Source organism: Pseudoalteromonas sp. A41-2, from assembly GCF_015767615.1.
Taxonomy (GTDB): Bacteria; Pseudomonadota; Gammaproteobacteria; order Enterobacterales; family Alteromonadaceae; genus Pseudoalteromonas; species Pseudoalteromonas lipolytica.
Genome location: NZ_CP065231.1, coordinates 3,377,531 through 3,398,681, shown reverse-complemented (window position 1 = coordinate 3,398,681; position 21,151 = coordinate 3,377,531). Strand labels below are relative to the sequence as shown.

Here is a 21,151-nt window from a genome sequence, read left to right as displayed (position 1 = left end):
ATACATCCAGCTTGTTAGTTGTGTAAACTGATGTAAAATACCTTTTCATCAAATTAGTAATCTGGATGCACTATGCAAGATCTCATCGCGAGTAGTATTAAATATCAGCAAAATACCTTAACTGTGCTTGATCAGTACTTATTGCCTCATCAACAGCATTGGCATGTATGCAATGATGTTGAAACGATGAAAGAACTGATTTTGACTTTAAAAATTCGTGGTGCCCCTTTAATTGGCTTAGGTGCCAGCGTACTCGTTGCTCATTTAGCAGAGCAAGGTATGAGTAAAGCAGAGCTTGCTTCAGCGATTGATGAATTAGAAGCAACGCGTCCGACCGCTGTGAATTTAATGCACTGTATGGCACAGCTGCGTGAGGCATTAATGCAACCTGCATATGTTGAGGCTGTTGTAGATACGGCTGAGCAGTTATTTTTTGAAGACATTGCACTGTGTGACAGCATGGCACAGCGTGGTGCTGAGCTTGTTGCTAAAGGCGATAATATTCTTACTCATTGTAATACTGGAGCATTAGCTACGGCGGGAGTTGGCACAGCGTTAGGTGTGATTTATAAAGCTCAGCAGCGCCATGGAGATCTGCATGTCTGGGTTGATGAAACACGCCCATTATTGCAAGGGGGCCGATTAACTGCATTTGAGCTTGAGCGCTGGCAAATACCTTACACGTTAATTTGCGACAATATGGCAGCAAGCTTAATGGCTGCGGGTAAGGTCGATAAAATTTTTGTAGGTGCCGATCGTATTGCTGCAAACGGCGACTTTGCTAATAAAGTGGGTACGTATAATTTGGCAGTATTGGCTCACTTTCATAATATTCCGTTTTACGTGGTTGCGCCGCTAACAACACTTGATACGCAAACAGCCTGTGGTGATGATATTGAGATTGAACAGCGAAGCCCCGCTGAAGTACGTGGTGTGAGCGGTAGTTTTGGTGAAGCACAGTGGGCACCGACGAATGCATCAGTGTATAACCCTGCTTTTGATGTCACGCCTGCAAAGTTGGTTACAGGCTGGGTATTAGATACCGGTGTTTACGAGTATGCTGATATCGAGCAAGGTGTATTAACGCAATTAAAATAACTAGTTGCTGGGTCTTTTCTCAGTGTAAAGCTCAATACTGTTTTGATTATTAGCGGTTACGAATGAAATCGCTAATTTTTCATTTTGTGCGTTGAGGTGCAAAATATAGTTAGACGGTTTCATTTTAATCAGTGTATTCACTTCCGTTAGTTCCTCTAAAGCGGCACTGTAAATGTCAGCAGAGGTGGCGATAAACAGTGTTTGCTCATTACTCGCCATCGTTACTATTGACGGTTTTATTGCAGTCAACTTATCTGGCATAGGTAATTCATGGTAGCGATTAGTTTGGCTATCAAGTTCTAAAAACTGTGTGTGTTTGGCATGCACAATCAATTGATGATCATTACGCCAAGCGATAGCAAGGGGCGTATCAATCGTGCTGATGACTGTTTCTGTATTGTCAGTATTCAATAGCATTAACTGATTTTGTAAGGTGGTTGCATCGGCGTAGATTATCGCAATGCGGTTTTTACGTATTTTAGCGAGCACAATTCGGCCTGGTATTTGCCATTGCTTAATTGTCTTAAAGTCTGTGGCATCTAATAGTGAGAGTTGATGCGTGTGTTTATTGAAACTCAATAAACGCGTGCTGTTTTCATTGGCAGAAACAATGATATTGTCAGTGCCAACCCTATCAGAAATAGGGATATATTGGTTATTGGTTTTAAGCCAATGTTCACGCTTATCGTAATAGGTATCGGCAAAATAAATATCACCATTTGCAAGCGCTACAGCAGAATTTTCATGCTTATTAGCGGTGGCTATGTAGCTCATTTCTTGCGTCTTTAAATCAAAAACACTGGCATCTAGATCATGCAGATCGGTACTTATTAACAAAGACTCTTTGTTGAGTGGGTAAGCGTAGTTAGCGTCTTTAACGGGGGCTTTAATAGCATGGGCTCGGGTCATTGAGTCGAACGAAAATGATTCAATAGTCGAATTGGCACGGTTATACCAAATGAGCGAATTACTGGGTTCATCATACGTGGCAGCCCATGATCTATAGTTATTTGTCGTGAGCAGCTTCATGGAGCTACCGTCTAGGTTTGCCATATAAATTTCTGCTTGGCCAGTGTTGTGGCGTTCAAAAATAATCCGTTCAGGATTTGATAATGTCGTTAATAAAAAATCACCTGTGCCAGTAATATTGGGTGATGTAATGCGGATTTCTTCTGCTGTTTTTTTATCATAAGCGTAAAGCGCAAATAATTGGCTTAAGCCACGATAATGATTACGTCGAAAAATAGCGGTATCCCCGACTTCTGTGTATTGCGTTAACTTATCACCTGAAGAATAAGGATACGACAGGGGGGATTTTTTGATTGTTTCAGAAAAAAAGTCACTGGCCTGCCATTGTTGGCACTGACTATAGTCACCGGGTTTACATTTGACATAAAATAAGCGCAGACCATCATCAGACCAGCCCTGAATATAAGCGTCACCTGAGTCAACTAAAAACTCTTTTTTGGTTTTTAGGTCCATTACATAGATATTCATTATGTCATTTTGCTTGAGAGGTGTGAGCAAATAAGCAAGCTTACTTTTATCGGGGGGCAGTAGTAAGTGAGAGTAACTGCCTTTATGCCAAGAAATAGTGTCAGCATCTAATGCTAGAAAAGGCATGGTTTGTCTGGTTTCACTACTTGCCGCAGGTTTATCTGAAAAAAACCAGAAAAAACAAATTAGCGTTGCTATTAATATGGCGGGAATTGACCACGACCAATTTACATTTCTTTTGGGATGACTGTGTGAAGATGATTCAGCGGCAGCGACTTCACTCGAAGATTCATGTTGATTTTGCTGTTCTGTAGTGACTGTCTCGGTTTTATTTGAGCTGACAGGAATAAATAAACTATACCCTTTACGGTAATGTGTTTTGATACTTTGGCCAGGCTGCTTTTCTGATTTGAGTGCTTTTCTAAGCTCCGATATCGCTCGATTGATGGCATTATCATCAACGTAGCTTTGCTGCCAAATGTTGTCCGCCAGCTCTTGGCGAGAAATAATACGTTCATTATGTTCAATAAAATAGCACAGTAACTTAAATAACAGCGGTTCTAGTTCGCGAGCATGCACGCCGTCATTAATTGTTTGCAATGATATGTTTAGCTGCCATTCGCCAACATAAATAATATTATCGCGTAAGGGTGAAATTACCGACCCCATGTGTAGTCCTTTAGCTAATAATTAAGTACTGAGCATTGATGAGGTGATGATACCAGAAGTTGTTTTTGAATTGGGTTTTTTTGTTTTGTATTTGTAAATTAAAGGCCGTTTTTTGCAACATATAATCAAGCAGAAGTATTACATTGGAATTTTTCTGCAATGCGTTGATAGTCATCTACCTCATAGTCATCGGCTTGGGCCAACTCTTGTTCGGTGATTAAATAAATTGTGCCATTCACAATGTCGCAGTCTTCACCTGTTTTAATTAACGCAGGATGAAAACGCTGGCCACTGCTTTTTAACACCGCAGGATCAGTAATTTCAATTTCACCGACAATGTACCCTGTTAAAGTCGCAGGCTGACCTTCGAGCAAACGCCCGAAGGTATCGAGTTGCACCTGTTTATATTGCAAAGTGCCGTATGAGAAAAGCTTTTCCATATTAATCAAGCAATGGAAAGTCATTCGCGATAGCTGAATCTGTGCTTTTAGCCACCCAGCCTTCGGTATTATTAAATAAGCGAATAGCAGTAAATTCAGGGTTGCTGCCCATGTCAAACCAATGAGGGGTTAATTCTGGCACCGAAATTAAGTCACCTTGCTGGCACAGCACTTGGTATACTTTATTATCGACATGCAGACAAAAAAGCCCTTGGCCTTTTACAAAAAAGCGTACTTCATCTTCGCTGTGGGTATGTTCAAATAAAAACTTACCACGTAACTCAGCGGCATTCGGGTTGCCTTTTGCGAGCGAGATAACATCAACAGTTTGATAACCTCCTTCACGCTTTAAGCGCTCAATGTCGTGAGCGTACGCACTTAAAATAGCATCATGGCTGGTTGTTTCATCAATATGTACATTCGCCTGCCACTGTTCAAAGCGTACACCCACTGCATTTAGTTTCGTAGCTATGGCGTTTGAGTCGTCGCTGTGAAAAAGGATGTCATCGGCATTGTTATCATTAAAAACTGTTAACTGGCTCATGCTAAATACTCCGCACTAAATTCACTAAAATCATTAATATAAGGATGCTCGCTGGTACTGTCTTGGCCATCGCGAATAAGGTGCAAAGTGCGTAAACCTGCCGCTTTAGCTGCCTCTAATTCAGCAGCAACGTCGCTTAAAAATAGCACCTCAGAGGCGTCAAATGGCAGTGCAGCGATAATTGTGTTGTAAGCGCTTTGCTCTTGTTTTGCGCCCACTTTGGTATCGAAGTAATCACTAAAAAGAGGTCTCACATCACCATAGTCAGAATATTGAAAAATAAGGTGCTGTGCTTTTACTGAGCCTGATGAGTAAACATACAGGCTTCTTCCTGCTTGTTTTTGTGCGTTTAAAAAAGCGTATGCGTCAGGATAAAGGTGACCGGTAAAATCACCATTTTCATAACCTGTTTGCCAAATTAAACCTTGTAACTGTTTTAATGGCGTTACTTTTTGATCCGTTTCAATCCAATGAAGTAAAGTACTAATCACCGTTTCTAGGTCAGCTTCTGGCTGTTCAATGTGTGCTTTTACACTCGCAATATGTTCCGCGACATCGTGATCGTCTTGGTGTGCTTTAATAAACGCAGGAAGCTTTTCAGCGGCATAAGGGAATAGCACATCTTTCACAAATGAAATGCGTGTGATAGTGCCTTCAATGTCAGTTAAAATGGCTTTGATCATGCGTGGATACCTTCCAGTTTTAGGCGCTCAAGCTCGCAACTAAATAAAAACTCCAGCCCTTCTAAATGGCGCAATACTTCTTTGATGTCTCTGCCGACAACATAGAGGCCGTGGCCGCGAATAAGCACTGCGTGCTCTATTGGCGTATGCAGGTGATGGTCGCTTACTAATAGACTTAGGCGATCAATATCTTGATCGTTGTCGAAAATAGGAATGCTTAGCGTATCTAAATGTGAGGTAACACCACTGAGTGACTTTTGCATCTCGTAGCCATGTAAATTAATGGCATGTCCTTTTATGACGCGAGATAAAACGGTGGCAGCAACCGAGTGGGTATGTAAAACAAATTTTGCAGAAGGGATCAGCTTATACATGTTCAAGTGTAGTTCTGTTTCTGCCGAGGGTTTTCCCGACCCTTTAGTGCGGTTGCCTGCGTGGTCTAACTCAATAAATGCATGTGTACCGAGCTGGCCTTTATCGAAACCACTGGCGGTGACGACATAACCCGTTTCTGTGCGGGCTGAAAAATTACCACCGGTTGCTGGGACCCAACCTCGTTGGCTTACCCATTTACCTGCTTCTATTAGTTCTGAAATAGCGGTATTGTTATGCATACATTCCTCGACTTTCTAAAAGTTATTTAGACGGCTATACATCTGTTTTAAGCAATGATAGCATCGCTTCGAGCGCAAAACCATCTTTAAGGAACCTCTGTGTTTGAAAGTAAATTGCCGAATTTAGGCACCAGTATTTTTAGTCAAATGACTGCTTTAGCGAATCAGCATCAAGCACTTAATTTATCTCAGGGCTTTCCTGAATTTGACGCCCCTGATTTACTAAAAAAACAGTTAAATCATTATGTACTTGAAGGGGTTAATCAATATGCTCCGTCAAGTGGTATTGTGCGTTTACAGCAGCAAATAGCAGCACTGATTGCGAGAAAATACCATAACAATATAGATTATGAGCAGCAAGTCACGGTGACATCGGGTGCAACCGAAGCATTATTTGTGGCAATTCAAGCGCTGGTAAGAGACGGTGATGAAGTGGTGGTGTTCGACCCTGCCTATGATTCGTACCAGCCCGCGATTGAATTAGCAGGGGGACGCAGTGTGCATGTTGCCTTACATGCGCCTGATTATCGGATTGATTGGCACGCGGTTGCAGAGGTCATGAGCGAAAAAACGCGCGCTATTATTATTAATACGCCACACAACCCGAGTGGCAAAATACTTAAAGCTGACGACATTGCAGCACTGAAAGCCTTAGTTAAAGCACACGACTTATACGTGATAAGCGATGAAGTGTATGAACACATCACCTTTGATGGTGCTGCACATGTTAGTGCACTCACGGATACAGAATTATTTGAACGCAGCTTTGTTATTTCAAGCTTTGGGAAAACGTTCCACAGCACAGGCTGGAAAATGGGCTACTGTGTTGCCCCCGCTGAGCTGATGATAGAGTTTCGTAAGATTCATCAATACGTGACATTTTCAAGTTTTACCCCAGCACAACATGCTTTAGCAGATATGTTAGAACTGGAGCCTGAACATGTTGATGGGCTAGCGGATTTTTATCAACATAAGCGTGATTTGCTCAGTAACGCGTTACAAGATAGCCGTTTTACCCTTTTGCCCAGTGAAGGCACATATTTTTTATTGCTTGATTACAGTGATGTGTCAGACCTAAATGATGTGGAGTTTTGTCATTGGTTGGTAGAGCAAGCTGGCGTTGCAGCAGTACCGCTTAGTGTATTTTACAACAGCCCAAGTAATGATAAGGTCATACGAGTATGTTTTGCAAAAAATGATGACACGCTGTTGCGTGCCGCGGAGATTTTATGTCAGCTTTAACGCTTGCCCTTGTACAATCCTCACTTTATTGGCTAGATAAACAGGCAAATCTTGCGCATTTTTCTGAGCTGCTTGACGATTTAACTGAGCCGGCTGATTTAATCGTGTTACCCGAAACATTTGCGACAGGGTTTGCCATCAATCTTGACTGTAGTGAGCCTGAGCAAGGTGACGTTGTTAACTGGTTAAAAGCCACTGCAAAACAAAAAAATGCAGTCATCGCTGGGTCGGTATTAGTGTCTCACGGTGATAAGAAAGCAAATCGTTTCTACTGGGTGTGGCCAAATGGTGAGGTAAAGTTTTACGACAAGCGTCACTTATTTTGTTTAGGGAACGAAGGCCGCTATGTTGAGGCGGGTAAGCAGCGTGAAATTTTCAATATCAAAGGCTTTCGCATTTTACCGCAGGTGTGTTACGACCTACGCTTCCCTGTTTTTCAACGTAACTGCAATGACTATGACCTCATGGTGAATGTTGCAAACTGGCCTGCGGCACGTCGCCATGTTTGGGATACCTTATTAAAAGCGCGCGCAATGGAAAATGTCTGTTATGTGGTCGGTGTCAACCGTATTGGGCCAGATGGCAATGAGGTTGATCATAATGGCGGCACTGCAGTATACGATTTTAAAGGGGATACATTAGCAGCGCTCGATGATAACCAATCGGGTATCATAATTCAGCGCCTTGATATATCCGCATTAGAGGATTTTCGGCGTGCTTTTCCTGCGCATTTAGACGCGGATCAATTTCAGTTGATCTAAGCCGCATCGCTAAAAATTTGTTAAACTCATGGTTGGTTTATTAACTACAAGCAATCATGAGTCGCAAAATTACCCCTGTTATTCTTGCTGGTGGCATAGGTTCACGCCTATGGCCGTTATCACGCAAGGCCATGCCTAAGCAATTTTTACCTTTGCTAAGTGATGAATCGCTACTGCAAAGCACCTTAAAGCGGGTAACTGGTTCGCAATTTAATGCACCGATATTAGTGTGTAATGAAGCGCATCGATTTATTGCCAAATCACAGGCATTAGACGTATCTAAAAATGTGACTCTTTTACTTGAACCTGAGGGCAAAAATACCGCGCCAGCTATTGCGTTAGCGGCTGAATATGCGCAGAAAAATGGTTTACTAGGCCCGTTATTGGTAATGCCTGCAGATCATTATATCTGTGACTTTGAAAAGCTACTTGCGCGATTAGATGATGCCGTAGCCTTGGCAGAGGCTCAGCAACTCGTTACGTTTGCAATTACCCCAACGGAGCCGCATACAGGGTATGGTTATATTCGCCAAGGCCCACCACTGCACCGTGATGGCTGTTACAAAGTCGCTGAATTTAAGGAAAAGCCAGTGCTTAAACTTGCTGAGCAATACATTGCCAGTGGTGAGTTTAGCTGGAATAGCGGTATGTTTTTATTTTTCGCTGATGTGTACTTATCTGAGTTAAAACGGTTTGCGCCAAAAATAGCCAGTAGTATCGCACAAGCAGCCTATTTTACTGAAGATCTCGGTTTTTTGAGACCCAACGCAGACATACTGAAAACATGCCCAAGTGACTCAATTGATTACGCTATTCTTGAGCGAAGTGAAAATGTCGCTATGCTTCCGGTTGATTTAACGTGGAGTGATGTGGGCAGCTTCTCAGCCCTTTCAAAAATTGCTAACAAAGATCAATTTGGTAATTATTTGGGCTCGCAGGGAGTGAGTATTGATAGTGAAAATAATTTGCTGATTAGTGAAGCTGATCACACGATTGCAGCTTTGGGAATTCGCAATAAGGCGATTATACATACCCACGATGCCACCCTCGTCGCAGATAAAAAAGCCCTTGATAAGTTGCCTGAATTACTTAAACAACTCGCGCAACGAGACAACGATAAATTGACGCACCATCAAGCCGTATTCAGACCTTGGGGCAATTACCGCACTTTGGTTGAGAGTGTTGGGTTTAAGGTTAAGAAAATTATCGTTAATTGTGGTGCGAAACTCTCAACTCAGCGTCATCATCACCGTGCCGAGCATTGGGTTGTGGTTTCGGGCATTGCCAGTGTACATGTGGGAGATGATAAGTTTGAACTCGGTGCCGATCAGTCTTGTTATATTGCCGCCCAGCAAATTCATAGCCTTGCCAATTGTCATGATGAACCCCTCATTGTCATTGAAGTACAAACCGGGGCGATACTTGATGAAAGTGATATCGAACGGTTTGAAGATGAATATGGGAGGGAGTAATTGTTAAGCCTCAGAGGTCAGTCGTTAGTCGAATGAGCGGATGATTTAATTCTCGGCGTAATGAAACAAAAAGAGTATTACCATCCGTAAGGGCAGATTTACTTTGTTAATCTAAACTCACTAACCTAGCTCACTTCTCACATGGTTTAAGTACGCTTGTAGGCTGTCTTGCCAAAGTACTAGGGCATCGGTGAGTGATTCTTTTAAGGGCTTATTATCGAGTAACTTACGCTCGATCTTTTTCAGCTCTAAGCCGTAACGATTGAAGCCGAGCTGTAAGGCGGTACTTGCTTGGCGATGCAGTAGTTTAATACATTGATCTTTATCATCTTCAACAAGTTGTTGGCTTCGTATCAGTTTATTCCGCGCCGAGAGAACAAACTCATTATAAATAGAAGACACTTCATCTTCATTAAATGAGCTAATGAGTGCAGCAGCTGCTGTTTCGTCATATAAGGTGTCACGCAGCTCGACGGCAATGCTGGCAGCTTGATTTGTTTGCGAGTCGCTCAATGCTTGGCGCAGTTTTTGTTGTTTAATTGGCTTACCGACAATATCTTTAATCCCCAACGCTAAGTATTCTTTTATTTCATCGGGACTCAGACTCGCAGTGAAAGCGAGGACTGGCGTGCGTTGATTTAAATGGTCGATATTTTTTAGTTTTTTTAATACTTCTTGACCTGTCAGGTCGGGTAAATTCATATCCAGTAGTACCACATCAAAATGATGTTTTTGCATCAGCTCAATTGCGCTGTTACCGTCTTTTGCGAGTTTTATTTTATGCTCGTCATCGGCCATAAATTCAATGGCAATTTTTTGATTTAAGTCGAGATCTTCCACTAACAAAACATCTAAACCGGTCACATAATCTTTCGATTGATGACGTTGCTCAACAAGACTAAGTTCACCAATTGTGAGTGTGATATCAAAACTAAAAACACTGCCTTTGTTAAGCTCACTACTTATGTTGAGCTTACTGCCGAGCTTTTCGAGAAGGCGACTTGTAATAGCAAGGCCAAGGCCTGTGCCACCTTTTTCTTTTCCTGCACTGCTTTGAACATAAGGTTCGGTTAGGTAGATGATTTCTTCATCTTCGATACCTGGGCCTGAATCAATCACACTGATCCGAACGACATGGTCTAGCTGCCCTTCATTGAGCAGTTTGACGTGGATTTTTACAGAGCCTTTATCAGTAAATTTAATTGCATTGCCAACAAGGTTAATAATTACTTGTCTAAGCTTTTGCTGGTCACAATAGTAACAAGCCTGTTCGGGTAAATCGTAAATCAGCTCAAATTTCAGGTGCTTTTGTTCTGCAAGCGGACTGAGTAATAAGCATAAGTTGTTTAACCATGTTTTAAATTCGACATCTTCTTCGTAGAGGGCTTCATCGCGCTGATCTAGGCTTGCATAGTCGAGCACTTTGTCGACCAGTAAGTTCAGTGACTCTGCTGAATTAATAATGGCTTCACAGTATGGTTTATCTCGCGGGTCGCTCGACTGATTCATGATCAGTTGAGCGCTTCCCAGTATGCCATTGAGGGGAGTGCGAATTTCATGACTAATGGTTGATAAGAATAAGCCGCGAATTTCAAGATCTTTATGTGCTTTTTCAGTAAGCTGGTTGAGGTGTTGCTCGCGGCGTTCATTACACAAAATTGCCATGCCTGTGGCATAAAACATCGGTGCAATCACCCCATTAATGAATAGGGTGATACTAAACCAATTTTCGGAAAGTAAATTAGCTGTGCTGACATCGCCCATCATCAGTGTTCTGCCTGTAAATATGGCAAGAATAATGGTTAATATTAAGATATAAACAATGCTGCCATTCGGGTAACTTTTGCGGCCATTGCGAATGAATAAGGCAAGTAGAAACAAGGCCTCAATAATGTGTTGTAAATCAGATACTAAAATCCGGTTTCTAAGCTCAGCATTGTCTGTCGCTAAATAGATCATGCTCAGTGCTAATACCCCGGTTATCCCTATAAATGCTCTAAACCCTATACACTTGGCATTTAAGAACTGACAAATAGCGAGTACATGAATAATAGAAGCACTGAATAATAAGGCGTTTGCAATGGTGATACTTGCAATATCATTGATATGACCGAGAAGTGCAAAACTCAGCACCGAAGTGAACATCACTAAAGGATAGAAAATATAGAGCAAGGTGCCCGGAATGCTTTTATTTGCTCGCCATGTCAAATAGTTAAGGAGTGTCATTACCGCCATCATGGCTGCACTTGTGTAGTATAAGGTGACTGAATCGAGCATGGCTTTTCCGAGGATTACGAACATCTTCGAGCATAAAGTCTATTTGGGTGTTTAGCAACTAGAAACAAAAACAGACGCATTGTGCGTCTGTTTTTTTAAAGAAGAGAGTTTAGCGTATTTCGTCTGGGATATTTTGTTGTGCCCACGATAAAAGCTCGATGCGATTTCGGCATTTCGTTTTTCTGAATGCACTATAAAGGTGCGTTTTAACAGTGTGTGGGCTGATACTTAAATCTTCAGCAATCTCTTTATTTTTCGAACCTTTGCTCATCAATGAGATGATGGCTTTTTCGCGTTTAGTTAGCTTAACAGGCTCGATATTACCGTCAGTTAGTTTGTGCAGGGCATCTTTATTAAATTGCAGCATGCGGTTTAAAGCATTGCACATTATTTCGCGGCGGTACCACAATTGATCTTCAAGCAATAAACGAATGCCTTTCATCAATACATCAGCGTTATCAGTCGTGTAAAAAACACCACGAATACCACTTAATAGTGCACGGTTAGCAATCTCTGGGTTTTCGTCAAGATTGAATAGTACAATATCGCACTTAATGCGTAGGTTAACTAGTTGTTCTTTTAATTTACCCCAGGCATCTGTGCTCGATGTTTCGATGAATAATAAGCGTGTACCTTCTGGCACTTCAGATATATCAGTCCCAGATGTAACAGTTAGACCTTGTGTTTTTAACAACGGCTCCAATACGTTAACACCAATCGTGTTAATTGGTTCTGGATCTAATAATAAAAAAGCTGAACTACTCATATTTATACACTCTTGAATAAAGTTGACTGATTCATCCTACCACGCAATCCACCCCTTTCGTATTAGAAATTTCTGAGTCTTATGCAGGAAAAGTACAGTTTGTGTCTATTTTGTTTCAAAAAATACAGTTAGTTAACGTAACTAAATACGTTAACTAACTGATATATATTCATAATAATCAATAATAGTATATTAGTTCGACTTTTTACAATTTTTTACATAGCAAAGTGCTAGATATTTTGTTTTTTCTTGTCCTGATAAGGAGGCCAACCCATTTCTTTACCAGCTAACATATGTAGATGTATATGGTACACGGTTTGACCGCCATGATCATTACAGTTCATAACCACACGAAAGCCGTCGTCACTAAAACCAAACTGCTTTGCAAGTTTTGCGGCTACGACATAAAGATGACCTACCAAAGGAGCATGTTCTTCACTGATATCATTTATGGTCGCAATGGGTGTTTTAGGAATGATCAAAACATGAAAGGGGGCTTGTGGGTTAATGTCTTTAAAGGCAAGTGACTGCTCATCTTCATAGATGATATCCGCAGGGATCTCACGATTAATAATTTTTGTAAAAATAGTCTCTTGGCTCATATTTACCTCTTTTAAAATTGGCTTAATTACCCGCTCACTAATGACAAACTTTATTTGCAGTGTCAAACTGAAACTGTCGCAAATGAACAACCAAGGAGTGATCATGCGTAAGTTAGTATTACTAAGCAGTGCGTTAATGCTATTCAATAGTATCAGTAGTTTAGCTGAGACAATCCACCTTCCTGAGGAATTTGTCCCTTTGCAAGTAGGTGACCGTCTTATTGAACAATCATTTTTTAGTCGTGTTGACGATGTTGAGCTTGCTCCTGGAACATATCAGTTAAAACTGAAGTACACAGATCTTTACGAACAAGGCTACGATGATCATCAAGTCGTTGAATCCGAACCATTTTGGGTTGAAGTGACGGTTGAACAAGGCAAAAACTATGATTTAGTGTTTAATCGTGCGAGTAATGCCGTTGCTGCTGAAGTGTTTGCTGAGTCACCGCAAGTGAGCCTAAAAGCCAAAGGCAGTGAACTGGCTATGCCTTTATCAATTGTGAATTACCGAGCGGCTTCGGCTCCTGTGCAGGCGGTTGCGGCGGCTCCCGTTGTTGCTGCAAAGAACAAACCGGCGACCGCGGCACCAGTCACCCTGCCTGCAAACGTGTCTGGTGGTCAGGCTGGATTGAAAAAAATGCCAAATGCAGCAGCCATGTTGGAATTTTGGTGGCAACAAGCTAGCCCAGAAGAGCGCCGAGCGTTTTTACAAAAAGTAAGTCAATAGTATTGAGAGTTAAAAAAGGCGCTGATATTCAGCGCCTTTTTACATTTAGAAGCGTCTTATTTTGAAAATAAGTCGTCAACGGTACCTTGTGCTAGCGGGTGATAACCCGGACGTGCTTTTAAGTACACATCGTGCGCCCAGTCTCTTTTGCCGTTTTTAATCAGTGCTTTATAAAGTGGCACTATTAATTTACGGCGGCCAATACCAGACAAGTGCTTGTCCAAAGCAGGGTAAATAGGCTGATAGCCATTGCCTACAGCCAGCATAAACCATGCAAATGCACGCTCAGCATTGGTTGATTGAGTTAAGTTGAATTGTTTATCAAGCTCAGTCATTTTCTCAATGCTTAAATCGCGAGGGAGGTTATTGAGGAAATGTAACCACTCATGCACTGTCCATTCAGCAGTCGGCAATTCTGCTGCATCGATCTCATTGTTTAACCATGTTTTTGTCACTGTATCGACTTTATCAAATGCATCAGATGTTGGGTTAGGAGCATCAGTTGGTAACCCTGGCTCAAAAATCCACTCGTTTACTTTATCCATGCTTACTACGCCTGGATACTTGTCGATAAGGTTTGCTTTTATGTAAGTAACAAATTGGGCTGTCGTGAGTGACTTAAATGCAAACTCGTCGAAATAACCTTTTACAAATGGGTCAAATTTATCGCGACCAAATTTATTCTCTAGGTAAATAAGAAACAGCTGCCCTTTAGTATAAGGCACTGAGCTGAATGCATCGTCAGGATCACGACCATTAAGCTTTAAGTTTAGGCGCGTGTCTGGAGCAGGAAGTGTTTTAAGTAAAGCACGTAGACCTGCTGCATCTAAAGCTTGCTCCATGATTGCGCGGTCACGACCAAAAACTTCTTCCATGATGCGGTTTTCAACATAAGAGGTAAAGCCTTCGTTTAACCATAAATCTTCCCATGTTGCGTTCGTCACTAAGTTACCCGACCATGAGTGTGCGAGTTCGTGAGCGATTAGGTTAACTAAGCTCTTATCGCCTGCAACAACGGTGGGGGTGATAAACGATAAACGTGGGTTCTCCATACCGCCAAATGGGAAGCTAGGTGGAAGCATTAATAAGTCATAACGCCCCCAAGCATATTCACCGTACATGGCGTTAGTTTTGTCGATCATTGCTTGTGTGTCGTTGAACTCAGCAACCGACGCATCTAAAATTGTTGGCTCAGCAAAAATACCTGTCTGCTTAGACATGGCTTTAAATTCTAAGTTACCAGCCCCTATCGCGATTAAGTATGGCGAAATAGGTTGTGGCATATCGAATAAGTAATCACCATCTTTGTACAACGCATCTTTATTGTCTGCACTCATGACTGCGCGAATATCTTTAGGTGTATGAATACGCGCAGAATACGTAACACGCATTGCCGGTGTGTCTTGCACAGGGATCCAACTACGCGCATGAATAGCTTGTGATTGGCTGTACATGAATGGGTGTGATTTACTGGCTGTCTGCTCAGGCGTTAACCATTGTAATCCCGAGGCTTCTGGGCGGCTATTGTAGTAAATACGAGCTTTAACCGCTTGGCTTTTAAATTTAATTGTTAATTTTGAGCCCTTTACGTCATCGCGTGCCGCAAGCGTGAAGTCGGCTTTGTGCCAGCCGCCTTTTTTATCTTGATACATAACTTTGTCGATATCTAAATCGCGAGTATCAAGTACCAGAGTTTTGCTGCTAGCATTGTGCCAATCTAGCGTATGCTCAACAAACCCTTCTAGTTGCTTATCATCAAAATCAACATCTAAATCTAGTAATAGGTGAGTGGTTGTTACGTCATCTAAGTTTGCATAGGTGTGCTGGCTAATTGCGTCAGCAGTTGCTTGAGAGCATGCGCCTGCCATAGCAAGACTTAAAAATAATGGTTTAAACTTCATAATAACCTTGGAACACAAATGAAAAAAGAACCCGTTTTATAACATGATTAATACAGTGGGTTGAGTGATTTTTACAATCTGATGCGTATTTTGCGATGATAGGTTACACTAATGCGATTAGTTACCGGTAACCTTTGAGGCGTTTTGTGGCTCAGTCCCTGCAACCTTTTCATACCTTTTCATTGCCAAGCCATTGTCAGCATTTCCATCAAATAGATGACGTAGAGCAGCTCGTAAATACCGATTTCTCTGCACCGTTTTGTATTTTAGGCGAGGGTAGTAATACGGTATTTTTAACCGACTACCAAGGGACGGTAATCTATATGGCCACTAAAGGGATTGAAATTGAAGAGCTAAACGATCATTTCCTTTTACATGTTGCTGCAGGTGAAAATTGGCATCAATTAGTGAGTATGACGATTGCCAACGATATGCCTGGGCTTGAAAACTTAGCGCTGATCCCCGGTACGGTAGGTGCAGCCCCGGTGCAAAATATTGGTGCTTATGGTGTCGAGCTTGAAAAGTTTATTAGCTATGTAGAGTACTTCGATATTGCATCTGCGAGTATTAACCGTTTAAGCAAAGAACAGTGTCTGTTTGGCTACCGTGATTCGATATTCAAACATGCACTTAAAAATAAAGCAGTGATCACGAAAGTCGGGCTAACCTTACCCAAACAATGGCAGCCAATATTACATTATGGGCCACTGCAACAGCTACATAACCCGACTGCGCAACAGGTGTTTGAGCAGATTATTGCGACTCGAAATAGTAAGTTACCTAACCCAAGTGAACTTGCTAATGCAGGTAGCTTTTTTAAAAACCCTGTGATTAGCAATGAGCAACTCGCTGACTTATTAAAAAAATACCCAGATATGCCCCATTATTTTGTCGACGCACAACACCACAAAGTAGCTGCAGGTTGGTTAATTGAACAGGCTGGCTTAAAAGGTCACCGTATTGCGGGCGTTGAAGTACATCAGCAGCAAGCTTTGGTGTTAGTTAATCATGGCAACAGCACCGGCGATGACCTGATTGCCATGGTGAATTATGTGCAACAACACGTGTGGCAAAAATACCACATTGCTTTGCAACATGAAGTGCGCTTAATGAATGCCGATCACGAATGTCATATTCACTTGGAGTCACAAAATATGAAGGCGCCAGATGGAAATAAACTCGCAATTTTAAATGCGCTCAATTCAGGTGGTTTTATTTCGGGTCAGCAATTAGGTGAGCAGCTAGGAATTAGCAGGGCCGCAGTTGGAAAACATATTCACTCGTTACAAGAAATGGGATTGGATATTTTTAAAGTGACAGGGAAAGGCTACCGCCTGAATAATAGCGCGGGGCTTTTGCATAGAAGTAAAATTAATGACTATTATGCTGAGCTTGGTGGAAATACCGCATGCGTTGAAGTGCAGTCAATTATTGATTCGACCAATAGCGAGTTAATGCGCCGTATTCAGAGTGACACCCCATTAGACTCTGGCACTGTACTCGTTGCAGAAATGCAGCAAGCAGGACGAGGCAGACGAGGTCGGGTTTGGCAATCGCCATTTGGTGCAAACTTATATTTTAGCTACTTTTGGCGTCTAGACGATGGCTTACAAGCTGCAATGGGTGTGTCGATTGCTGTTGGACTTGCGGTATACGATACCTTAAAGGCACTTTATCAACTGGATGTGGAGTTAAAGTGGCCAAACGACATTTATTTAGACGGAAAAAAACTAGCGGGTGTGTTGGTTGAGCTTGATGGTCAACCTCAAGGACCATGTCAGTTGGTTATCGGCATAGGTATAAACGTGCATATGCCAGACAGTGTCAGCCAGCATATTGATCAAGCATGGACAGACTTGAGCCAACATGTAAAAGGCCTTGAGAAAAATAAACTCGTGGCGTATCTGTGCTTTTACCTTGAGCAACGTTTGGCGCAATACCGTCAAACAGGTTTAAATGACATGTATTAAACAATGGAATCAGTTAAACGCATTTGCAGGTCAATGTGTGGAGCTCAATACAGGCCATCGAAGTTGGCGCGGTATATGTGAGGGGATTGATCACCAAGGCGGCGTTCGCATTCGCCAAGATGGTGAGGTTAAAAGTTATTACGGTGGTGAAATATCACTGCGTAAGGCTGAACTATGAGATTATTGGTCGATGTGGGTAATACGGCAATTAAGGCCGTACTTTTTGATAATGAGCGTTATCAAGCATGTGAGCTCAATGCCATTCCATGGTCGCATGTTACAGACATGGTTTATGCGTGTGTGGGGAGCACAGAGCGACTTATGCCACTATTTGCGCAGGCACAACAACATGCAATTCCTTATTTCGAAGCTAAAGTAACCGCTGAGCTTGCAACATTAACCTGTGCTTATAAGCAGTATCAAAATTTGGGGATCGATCGCTGGCTTACTGTCATCGCTGCATACACTGAATACCCAGAGAAAGATTGTGTTATTGTTGATGCGGGGACAGCGACCACAATTGATGTATTGAATAAAGAGGGTCAGCACTTAGGTGGTTGGATTGTGCCTGGGCTCGATTTAATGACCCGCTCATTAACGCAAAATACTCAGCGCGTTTTTGACGATGAGCACACCCCTTTTGCCACCGATTTAGGGTGTAATACACCTAATGGTTTAAAAAATGGCGCGCTCGTTGCGACAATGGGGGCAATTGAGCAAGCTGTTCAGCATGTTGATCAGCAAAATTGTTGTTTATTATTTGCCGGTGGCTATGGAAAATTACTTGCTGATCTATTTTCTGGCAGTCAATTTGATAGTGTTTTGGTTTTTAAAGGACTGAATTATTGGCGTGAATTAACAATAAAACAGTAAAAAACCGTGGATTTGCCTGAATTGTGAGCGTTTAACACATAAATTCACACTTTTTTTAATTTTATTGTTGCATCCCAATAAACCTTACCTTAGAATCTCGCCCCGTACTAAAGCAGTGCCGACTTAGCTCAGTTGGTAGAGCAACTGACTTGTAATCAGTAGGTCATCCGTTCAACTCGGATAGTCGGCACCACTTTCCTTTTACCGGAAGTGACTTAGTAAAGAATTTTCGTGGAGGGGTTCCCGAGCGGCCAAAGGGATCAGACTGTAAATCTGACGGCTCAGCCTTCGCTGGTTCGAATCCAGCTCCCTCCACCACTTTATTCTTGACGGTTAGAGGTAGTTTAAGAACAGTTTCCTATGCGGGCATCGTATAATGGCTATTACCTCAGCCTTCCAAGCTGATGATGCGGGTTCGATTCCCGCTGCCCGCTCCAGACTCTGGTGTTGCTGATATAGCTCAGTTGGTAGAGCGCACCCTTGGTAAGGGTGAGGTCGGCAGTTCAAATCTGCCTATCAGCACCAGTATCGAGAACTTATCTTATTATCTCCCTTTATCTGTCAGAAAAAACTATTTGAAATTTGAAAAAATTAAATTAATCTACCCTCGGTGGATTATTTTCATATGTAATCTAGATACACAAAACTGATAGGTTCCGTCATGGCAAAAGAAAAGTTTGAACGCGTAAAACCGCACGTAAACGTTGGTACAATCGGCCACGTTGACCACGGTAAAACTACCCTAACTGCAGCAATCACTAACGTACTTGCAAAAGTATACGGTGGTACAGCTAAAGACTTCGCATCAATCGATAACGCTCCAGAAGAGCGTGAGCGTGGTATCACAATCTCAACTTCACACGTTGAGTACGATACACCAACTCGTCACTACGCACACGTAGACTGTCCAGGACACGCCGATTATGTTAAAAACATGATCACTGGTGCTGCTCAAATGGACGGCGCAATCCTAGTAGTTGCTGCAACTGACGGTCCTATGCCACAAACACGTGAGCACATCCTACTTTCTCGTCAGGTTGGCGTACCTTACATCATCGTATTCATGAACAAATGTGACATGGTTGATGACGAAGAGCTACTTGAGCTAGTAGAGATGGAAGTTCGTGAACTTCTTTCTGAGTACGATTTCCCAGGTGACGACTTACCTCTAATCCAAGGTTCAGCACTTAAAGCCCTAGAAGGCGAAGAGCAATGGGAAGCGAAAATCATTGAACTAGCTGAAGCGCTAGATTCATACATCCCAGAGCCAGAGCGTGACATCGATAAGCCATTCATCATGCCTATCGAAGACGTATTCTCAATCCAAGGTCGTGGTACAGTTGTAACTGGCCGTGTTGAAGCTGGTATCATCAACGTGAATGACGAAGTTGAAATCGTAGGTATCAAAGAAACTACGAAGACAACATGTACAGGTGTTGAGATGTTCCGTAAGCTTCTAGACGAAGGTCGTGCGGGTGAGAACATCGGTGCACTTCTACGTGGTACTAAGCGTGAAGACGTTGAGCGTGGTCAAGTACTTTGTAAGCCTGGTTCAATCAAGCCACACACTAAATTCACTTCAGAAGTATACGTACTTTCTAAAGATGAAGGTGGCCGTCATACTCCATTCTTCAAAGGTTACCGTCCACAGTTCTACTTCCGTACAACTGACGTAACAGGTGACGTACAGTTACCAGACGGCGTTGAAATGGTAATGCCTGGTGATAACATCAAGATGACTGTAGAGCTAATCGCTCCAATCGCGATGGACGAAGGTTTACGCTTCGCTATCCGTGAAGGTGGCCGTACAGTTGGTGCTGGTGTTGTTGCAACTATCGTTGAGTAATCAACTATAGTGATGCATTAAGCATTCAAGAAAAACCCGAGCTTAGTCTCGGGTTTTTTTATGGATGAGAAAATAGATATTAGAAGTTAGATATTAGATATTAGAAGTCAGATCACAACCGAGCGGGGGTTACTTACTGGTGTGATTAAACATCAAAAAGTTTGCTTGAGGTTAACGTGGCTTTATTTTGTTCTCGCTACTCGCTACTCGCTACTCGCTACTCGCTACTCGCTACTCGCTACTCGCTACTCGCTACTAACCACTATTTCCAAGTACTTTGTTTAATTCTTCTCTTAGTCGTGGGTGTTTTAGGCTGTCGGTCATAATGTCAGCTACTTTACTATCGCCACTTGATTCTAAGCTTTGAATACGCTGTGCAAGCTCAAGAGCAAACTCTTTTTTATCGAGTTGATTAGCGCGATAAAATTGGCTCACAAGGGCACTGGCTGACACGCTACGAACATAGTCGTTATCGTCGCTTTGCAAGAGCTTTTGAAAGTAGTCGGCTAGTTTTGGTGAAACAGAATCGAGTCGCGATAGATTCTCTATGGCATGAATTCGTGTGGTTGGTTCACTTGTATACTCACTGATATTGAGCATCGCGTCGACAACGGCTGTGTGTTGATTTTCATCTAGATCACGTCTGAGCATGCCTAACGTCATTTTAAGTTGCCCATAGGCTGCCAAACGGTCGTCGTCGCTATTATTGATATTTAGTAGTGCAGAAAATGCGTCGTTAATTGATTTGTTTGCATAGTGTTGATCGGCCTTAATGCGCTGACGATAATCATCAGGCAAGTTTCTAAACCAATTAACCGATGGATTTCTTTTGGTTGCTTCTGCAATACGTTCTTTTTCGCGTTGTTCGATGACTTTATCGATTTGTTCTGCAATTAAAGTTGGCTCAATTTTAGGGCTACTTTGTTCTAGTGCGTTAATTCGAGTTTCAAGGTCTAGAATATAGCCATGCAATGCGACGAGGTTTTCCCTGTCTTCAAGGGGAACGCTACCACTTACAGATGAAAAATCGTACTTTGCGGGTTGCGGTTTGTTGAGTGGCTTAGATGCCCCAAACTGGTTGTATAACGTTATGCCTAATGCAGCGGTTGCAAATACAAGCGCAACATTTCCTTGCCATGAAGCCATGTCACATCATCCTAATTACTTCA

Annotated in this window: 17 protein-coding genes, 4 tRNA genes and 2 pseudogenes; 13 read left to right on the top strand and 10 right to left on the bottom strand. The window is 42.3% G+C overall.

Features of this window, described 5'->3' with window-relative positions:
• Positions 1 to 72: 72 nt before the first annotated feature.
• Positions 73 to 1,098 carry an S-methyl-5-thioribose-1-phosphate isomerase gene (mtnA, locus tag IT970_RS15350; protein WP_065979452.1) on the top strand — a complete coding sequence of 342 codons (1,026 nt, stop codon included), beginning with the start codon at positions 73 to 75 and terminating at the stop codon, positions 1,096 to 1,098.
• On the opposite strand, the gene IT970_RS15345 is transcribed toward mtnA, so the two are convergent.
• From IT970_RS15345 to IT970_RS15325, 5 genes are all read right to left on the bottom strand, one after another.
• On the bottom strand, positions 1,099 to 3,264 hold the full coding sequence (locus IT970_RS15345; RefSeq protein WP_118844740.1) for a winged helix-turn-helix domain-containing protein: 2,166 nt from the start codon (positions 3,262 to 3,264) through the stop codon (positions 1,099 to 1,101).
• A gap of 125 nt (positions 3,265 to 3,389) precedes the next feature.
• The gene (locus tag IT970_RS15340; RefSeq protein WP_118844739.1) at positions 3,390 to 3,704 is read right to left on the bottom strand and encodes a gamma-glutamylcyclotransferase family protein; all 315 of its coding nucleotides are present in this window, start codon (positions 3,702 to 3,704) and stop codon (positions 3,390 to 3,392) included.
• Position 3,705: 1 nt separating this feature from the next.
• Positions 3,706 to 4,248, bottom strand: coding sequence for a 1,2-dihydroxy-3-keto-5-methylthiopentene dioxygenase (locus IT970_RS15335; protein WP_118844738.1), 543 nt, complete (start codon positions 4,246 to 4,248; stop codon positions 3,706 to 3,708).
• Entirely contained in the window at positions 4,245 to 4,931 is a 687-nt protein-coding gene (gene mtnC / locus IT970_RS15330) for an acireductone synthase (protein WP_036973505.1), read from the bottom strand. The genes IT970_RS15335 and mtnC overlap by 4 nt, the downstream gene beginning before the upstream one ends.
• Positions 4,928 to 5,545, bottom strand: coding sequence for a methylthioribulose 1-phosphate dehydratase (locus IT970_RS15325; RefSeq protein WP_036973502.1), 618 nt, complete (start codon positions 5,543 to 5,545; stop codon positions 4,928 to 4,930). The genes mtnC and IT970_RS15325 overlap by 4 nt, the downstream gene beginning before the upstream one ends.
• A gap of 99 nt (positions 5,546 to 5,644) precedes the next feature.
• Between IT970_RS15325 and IT970_RS15320 the strand changes: the two genes are divergently transcribed.
• From IT970_RS15320 to IT970_RS15310, 3 genes are read left to right on the top strand one after another with little or no spacing between them, the layout of a single operon-like run.
• The gene (locus IT970_RS15320; protein WP_118844737.1) at positions 5,645 to 6,787 is read left to right on the top strand and encodes a methionine aminotransferase; all 1,143 of its coding nucleotides are present in this window, start codon (positions 5,645 to 5,647) and stop codon (positions 6,785 to 6,787) included.
• Positions 6,775 to 7,548 (top strand): amidohydrolase, encoded by a 774-nt coding sequence (locus tag IT970_RS15315; protein WP_065979449.1) that lies wholly within the window; start codon positions 6,775 to 6,777, stop codon positions 7,546 to 7,548. The genes IT970_RS15320 and IT970_RS15315 overlap by 13 nt, the downstream gene beginning before the upstream one ends.
• A gap of 56 nt (positions 7,549 to 7,604) precedes the next feature.
• Positions 7,605 to 9,020: a mannose-1-phosphate guanylyltransferase/mannose-6-phosphate isomerase gene (locus IT970_RS15310; RefSeq protein WP_178387092.1), complete on the top strand. Its 1,416-nt coding sequence runs from the start codon at positions 7,605 to 7,607 to the stop codon at positions 9,018 to 9,020.
• Between the two features lie 120 nt (positions 9,021 to 9,140).
• On the opposite strand, the gene IT970_RS15305 is transcribed toward IT970_RS15310, so the two are convergent.
• The 3 genes from IT970_RS15305 to IT970_RS15295 form a co-directional block, all read right to left on the bottom strand.
• Complete coding sequence (locus IT970_RS15305) at positions 9,141 to 11,297, bottom strand: ATP-binding protein (RefSeq protein ID WP_118844736.1); 2,157 nt, start codon at positions 11,295 to 11,297, stop codon at positions 9,141 to 9,143.
• Positions 11,298 to 11,406: 109 nt separating this feature from the next.
• Positions 11,407 to 12,063, bottom strand: coding sequence for a helix-turn-helix transcriptional regulator (locus IT970_RS15300; RefSeq protein ID WP_036973496.1), 657 nt, complete (start codon positions 12,061 to 12,063; stop codon positions 11,407 to 11,409).
• A 230-nt stretch (positions 12,064 to 12,293) separates the two neighbouring features.
• A complete protein-coding gene (locus tag IT970_RS15295; protein WP_065979446.1) occupies positions 12,294 to 12,665 on the bottom strand; it encodes a histidine triad nucleotide-binding protein in 372 nt (123 codons plus the stop codon).
• Positions 12,666 to 12,768: 103 nt separating this feature from the next.
• Between IT970_RS15295 and IT970_RS15290 the strand changes: the two genes are divergently transcribed.
• Complete coding sequence (locus IT970_RS15290; RefSeq protein ID WP_075594202.1) at positions 12,769 to 13,392, top strand: DUF2057 domain-containing protein; 624 nt, start codon at positions 12,769 to 12,771, stop codon at positions 13,390 to 13,392.
• Between the two features lie 56 nt (positions 13,393 to 13,448).
• Here IT970_RS15290 and IT970_RS15285 read toward each other — a convergent pair whose 3' ends face one another.
• On the bottom strand, positions 13,449 to 15,293 hold the full coding sequence (locus tag IT970_RS15285) for a M1 family metallopeptidase (RefSeq protein WP_036973488.1): 1,845 nt from the start codon (positions 15,291 to 15,293) through the stop codon (positions 13,449 to 13,451).
• Positions 15,294 to 15,439: 146 nt separating this feature from the next.
• On the opposite strand from IT970_RS15285, the pseudogene murB reads away from it, so the two are divergent.
• The 8 genes and pseudogenes from murB to tuf all read left to right on the top strand — a co-directional run.
• Positions 15,440 to 16,438, top strand: a pseudogene (gene murB / locus IT970_RS15280) (UDP-N-acetylmuramate dehydrogenase); the annotation flags it as partial.
• A gap of 9 nt (positions 16,439 to 16,447) precedes the next feature.
• Positions 16,448 to 17,441, top strand: a pseudogene (birA, locus tag IT970_RS15275) (bifunctional biotin--[acetyl-CoA-carboxylase] ligase/biotin operon repressor BirA).
• Complete coding sequence (locus IT970_RS15270) at positions 17,438 to 18,136, top strand: type III pantothenate kinase (protein WP_074989484.1); 699 nt, start codon at positions 17,438 to 17,440, stop codon at positions 18,134 to 18,136. Before birA ends, IT970_RS15270 begins: the two are co-directional and overlap by 4 nt.
• Before the next feature lie 117 nt (positions 18,137 to 18,253).
• Positions 18,254 to 18,329, top strand: a tRNA-Thr gene (locus IT970_RS15265).
• 40 nt (positions 18,330 to 18,369) lie between these two features.
• A tRNA-Tyr gene (locus IT970_RS15260) sits at positions 18,370 to 18,454 on the top strand.
• A gap of 44 nt (positions 18,455 to 18,498) precedes the next feature.
• Positions 18,499 to 18,573 (top strand) — tRNA-Gly (locus IT970_RS15255).
• Positions 18,574 to 18,585: 12 nt separating this feature from the next.
• Positions 18,586 to 18,661, top strand: a tRNA-Thr gene (locus IT970_RS15250).
• 136 nt (positions 18,662 to 18,797) lie between these two features.
• On the top strand, positions 18,798 to 19,982 hold the full coding sequence (gene tuf / locus IT970_RS15245; RefSeq protein ID WP_036971551.1) for an elongation factor Tu: 1,185 nt from the start codon (positions 18,798 to 18,800) through the stop codon (positions 19,980 to 19,982).
• Positions 19,983 to 20,237: 255 nt separating this feature from the next.
• Here the strand turns inward: tuf and IT970_RS15240 are convergent, their stop codons facing one another.
• Positions 20,238 to 21,128, bottom strand: coding sequence for a HEAT repeat domain-containing protein (locus IT970_RS15240; RefSeq protein WP_036973483.1), 891 nt, complete (start codon positions 21,126 to 21,128; stop codon positions 20,238 to 20,240).
• Between the last annotated feature and the right edge of the window lie 23 nt (positions 21,129 to 21,151).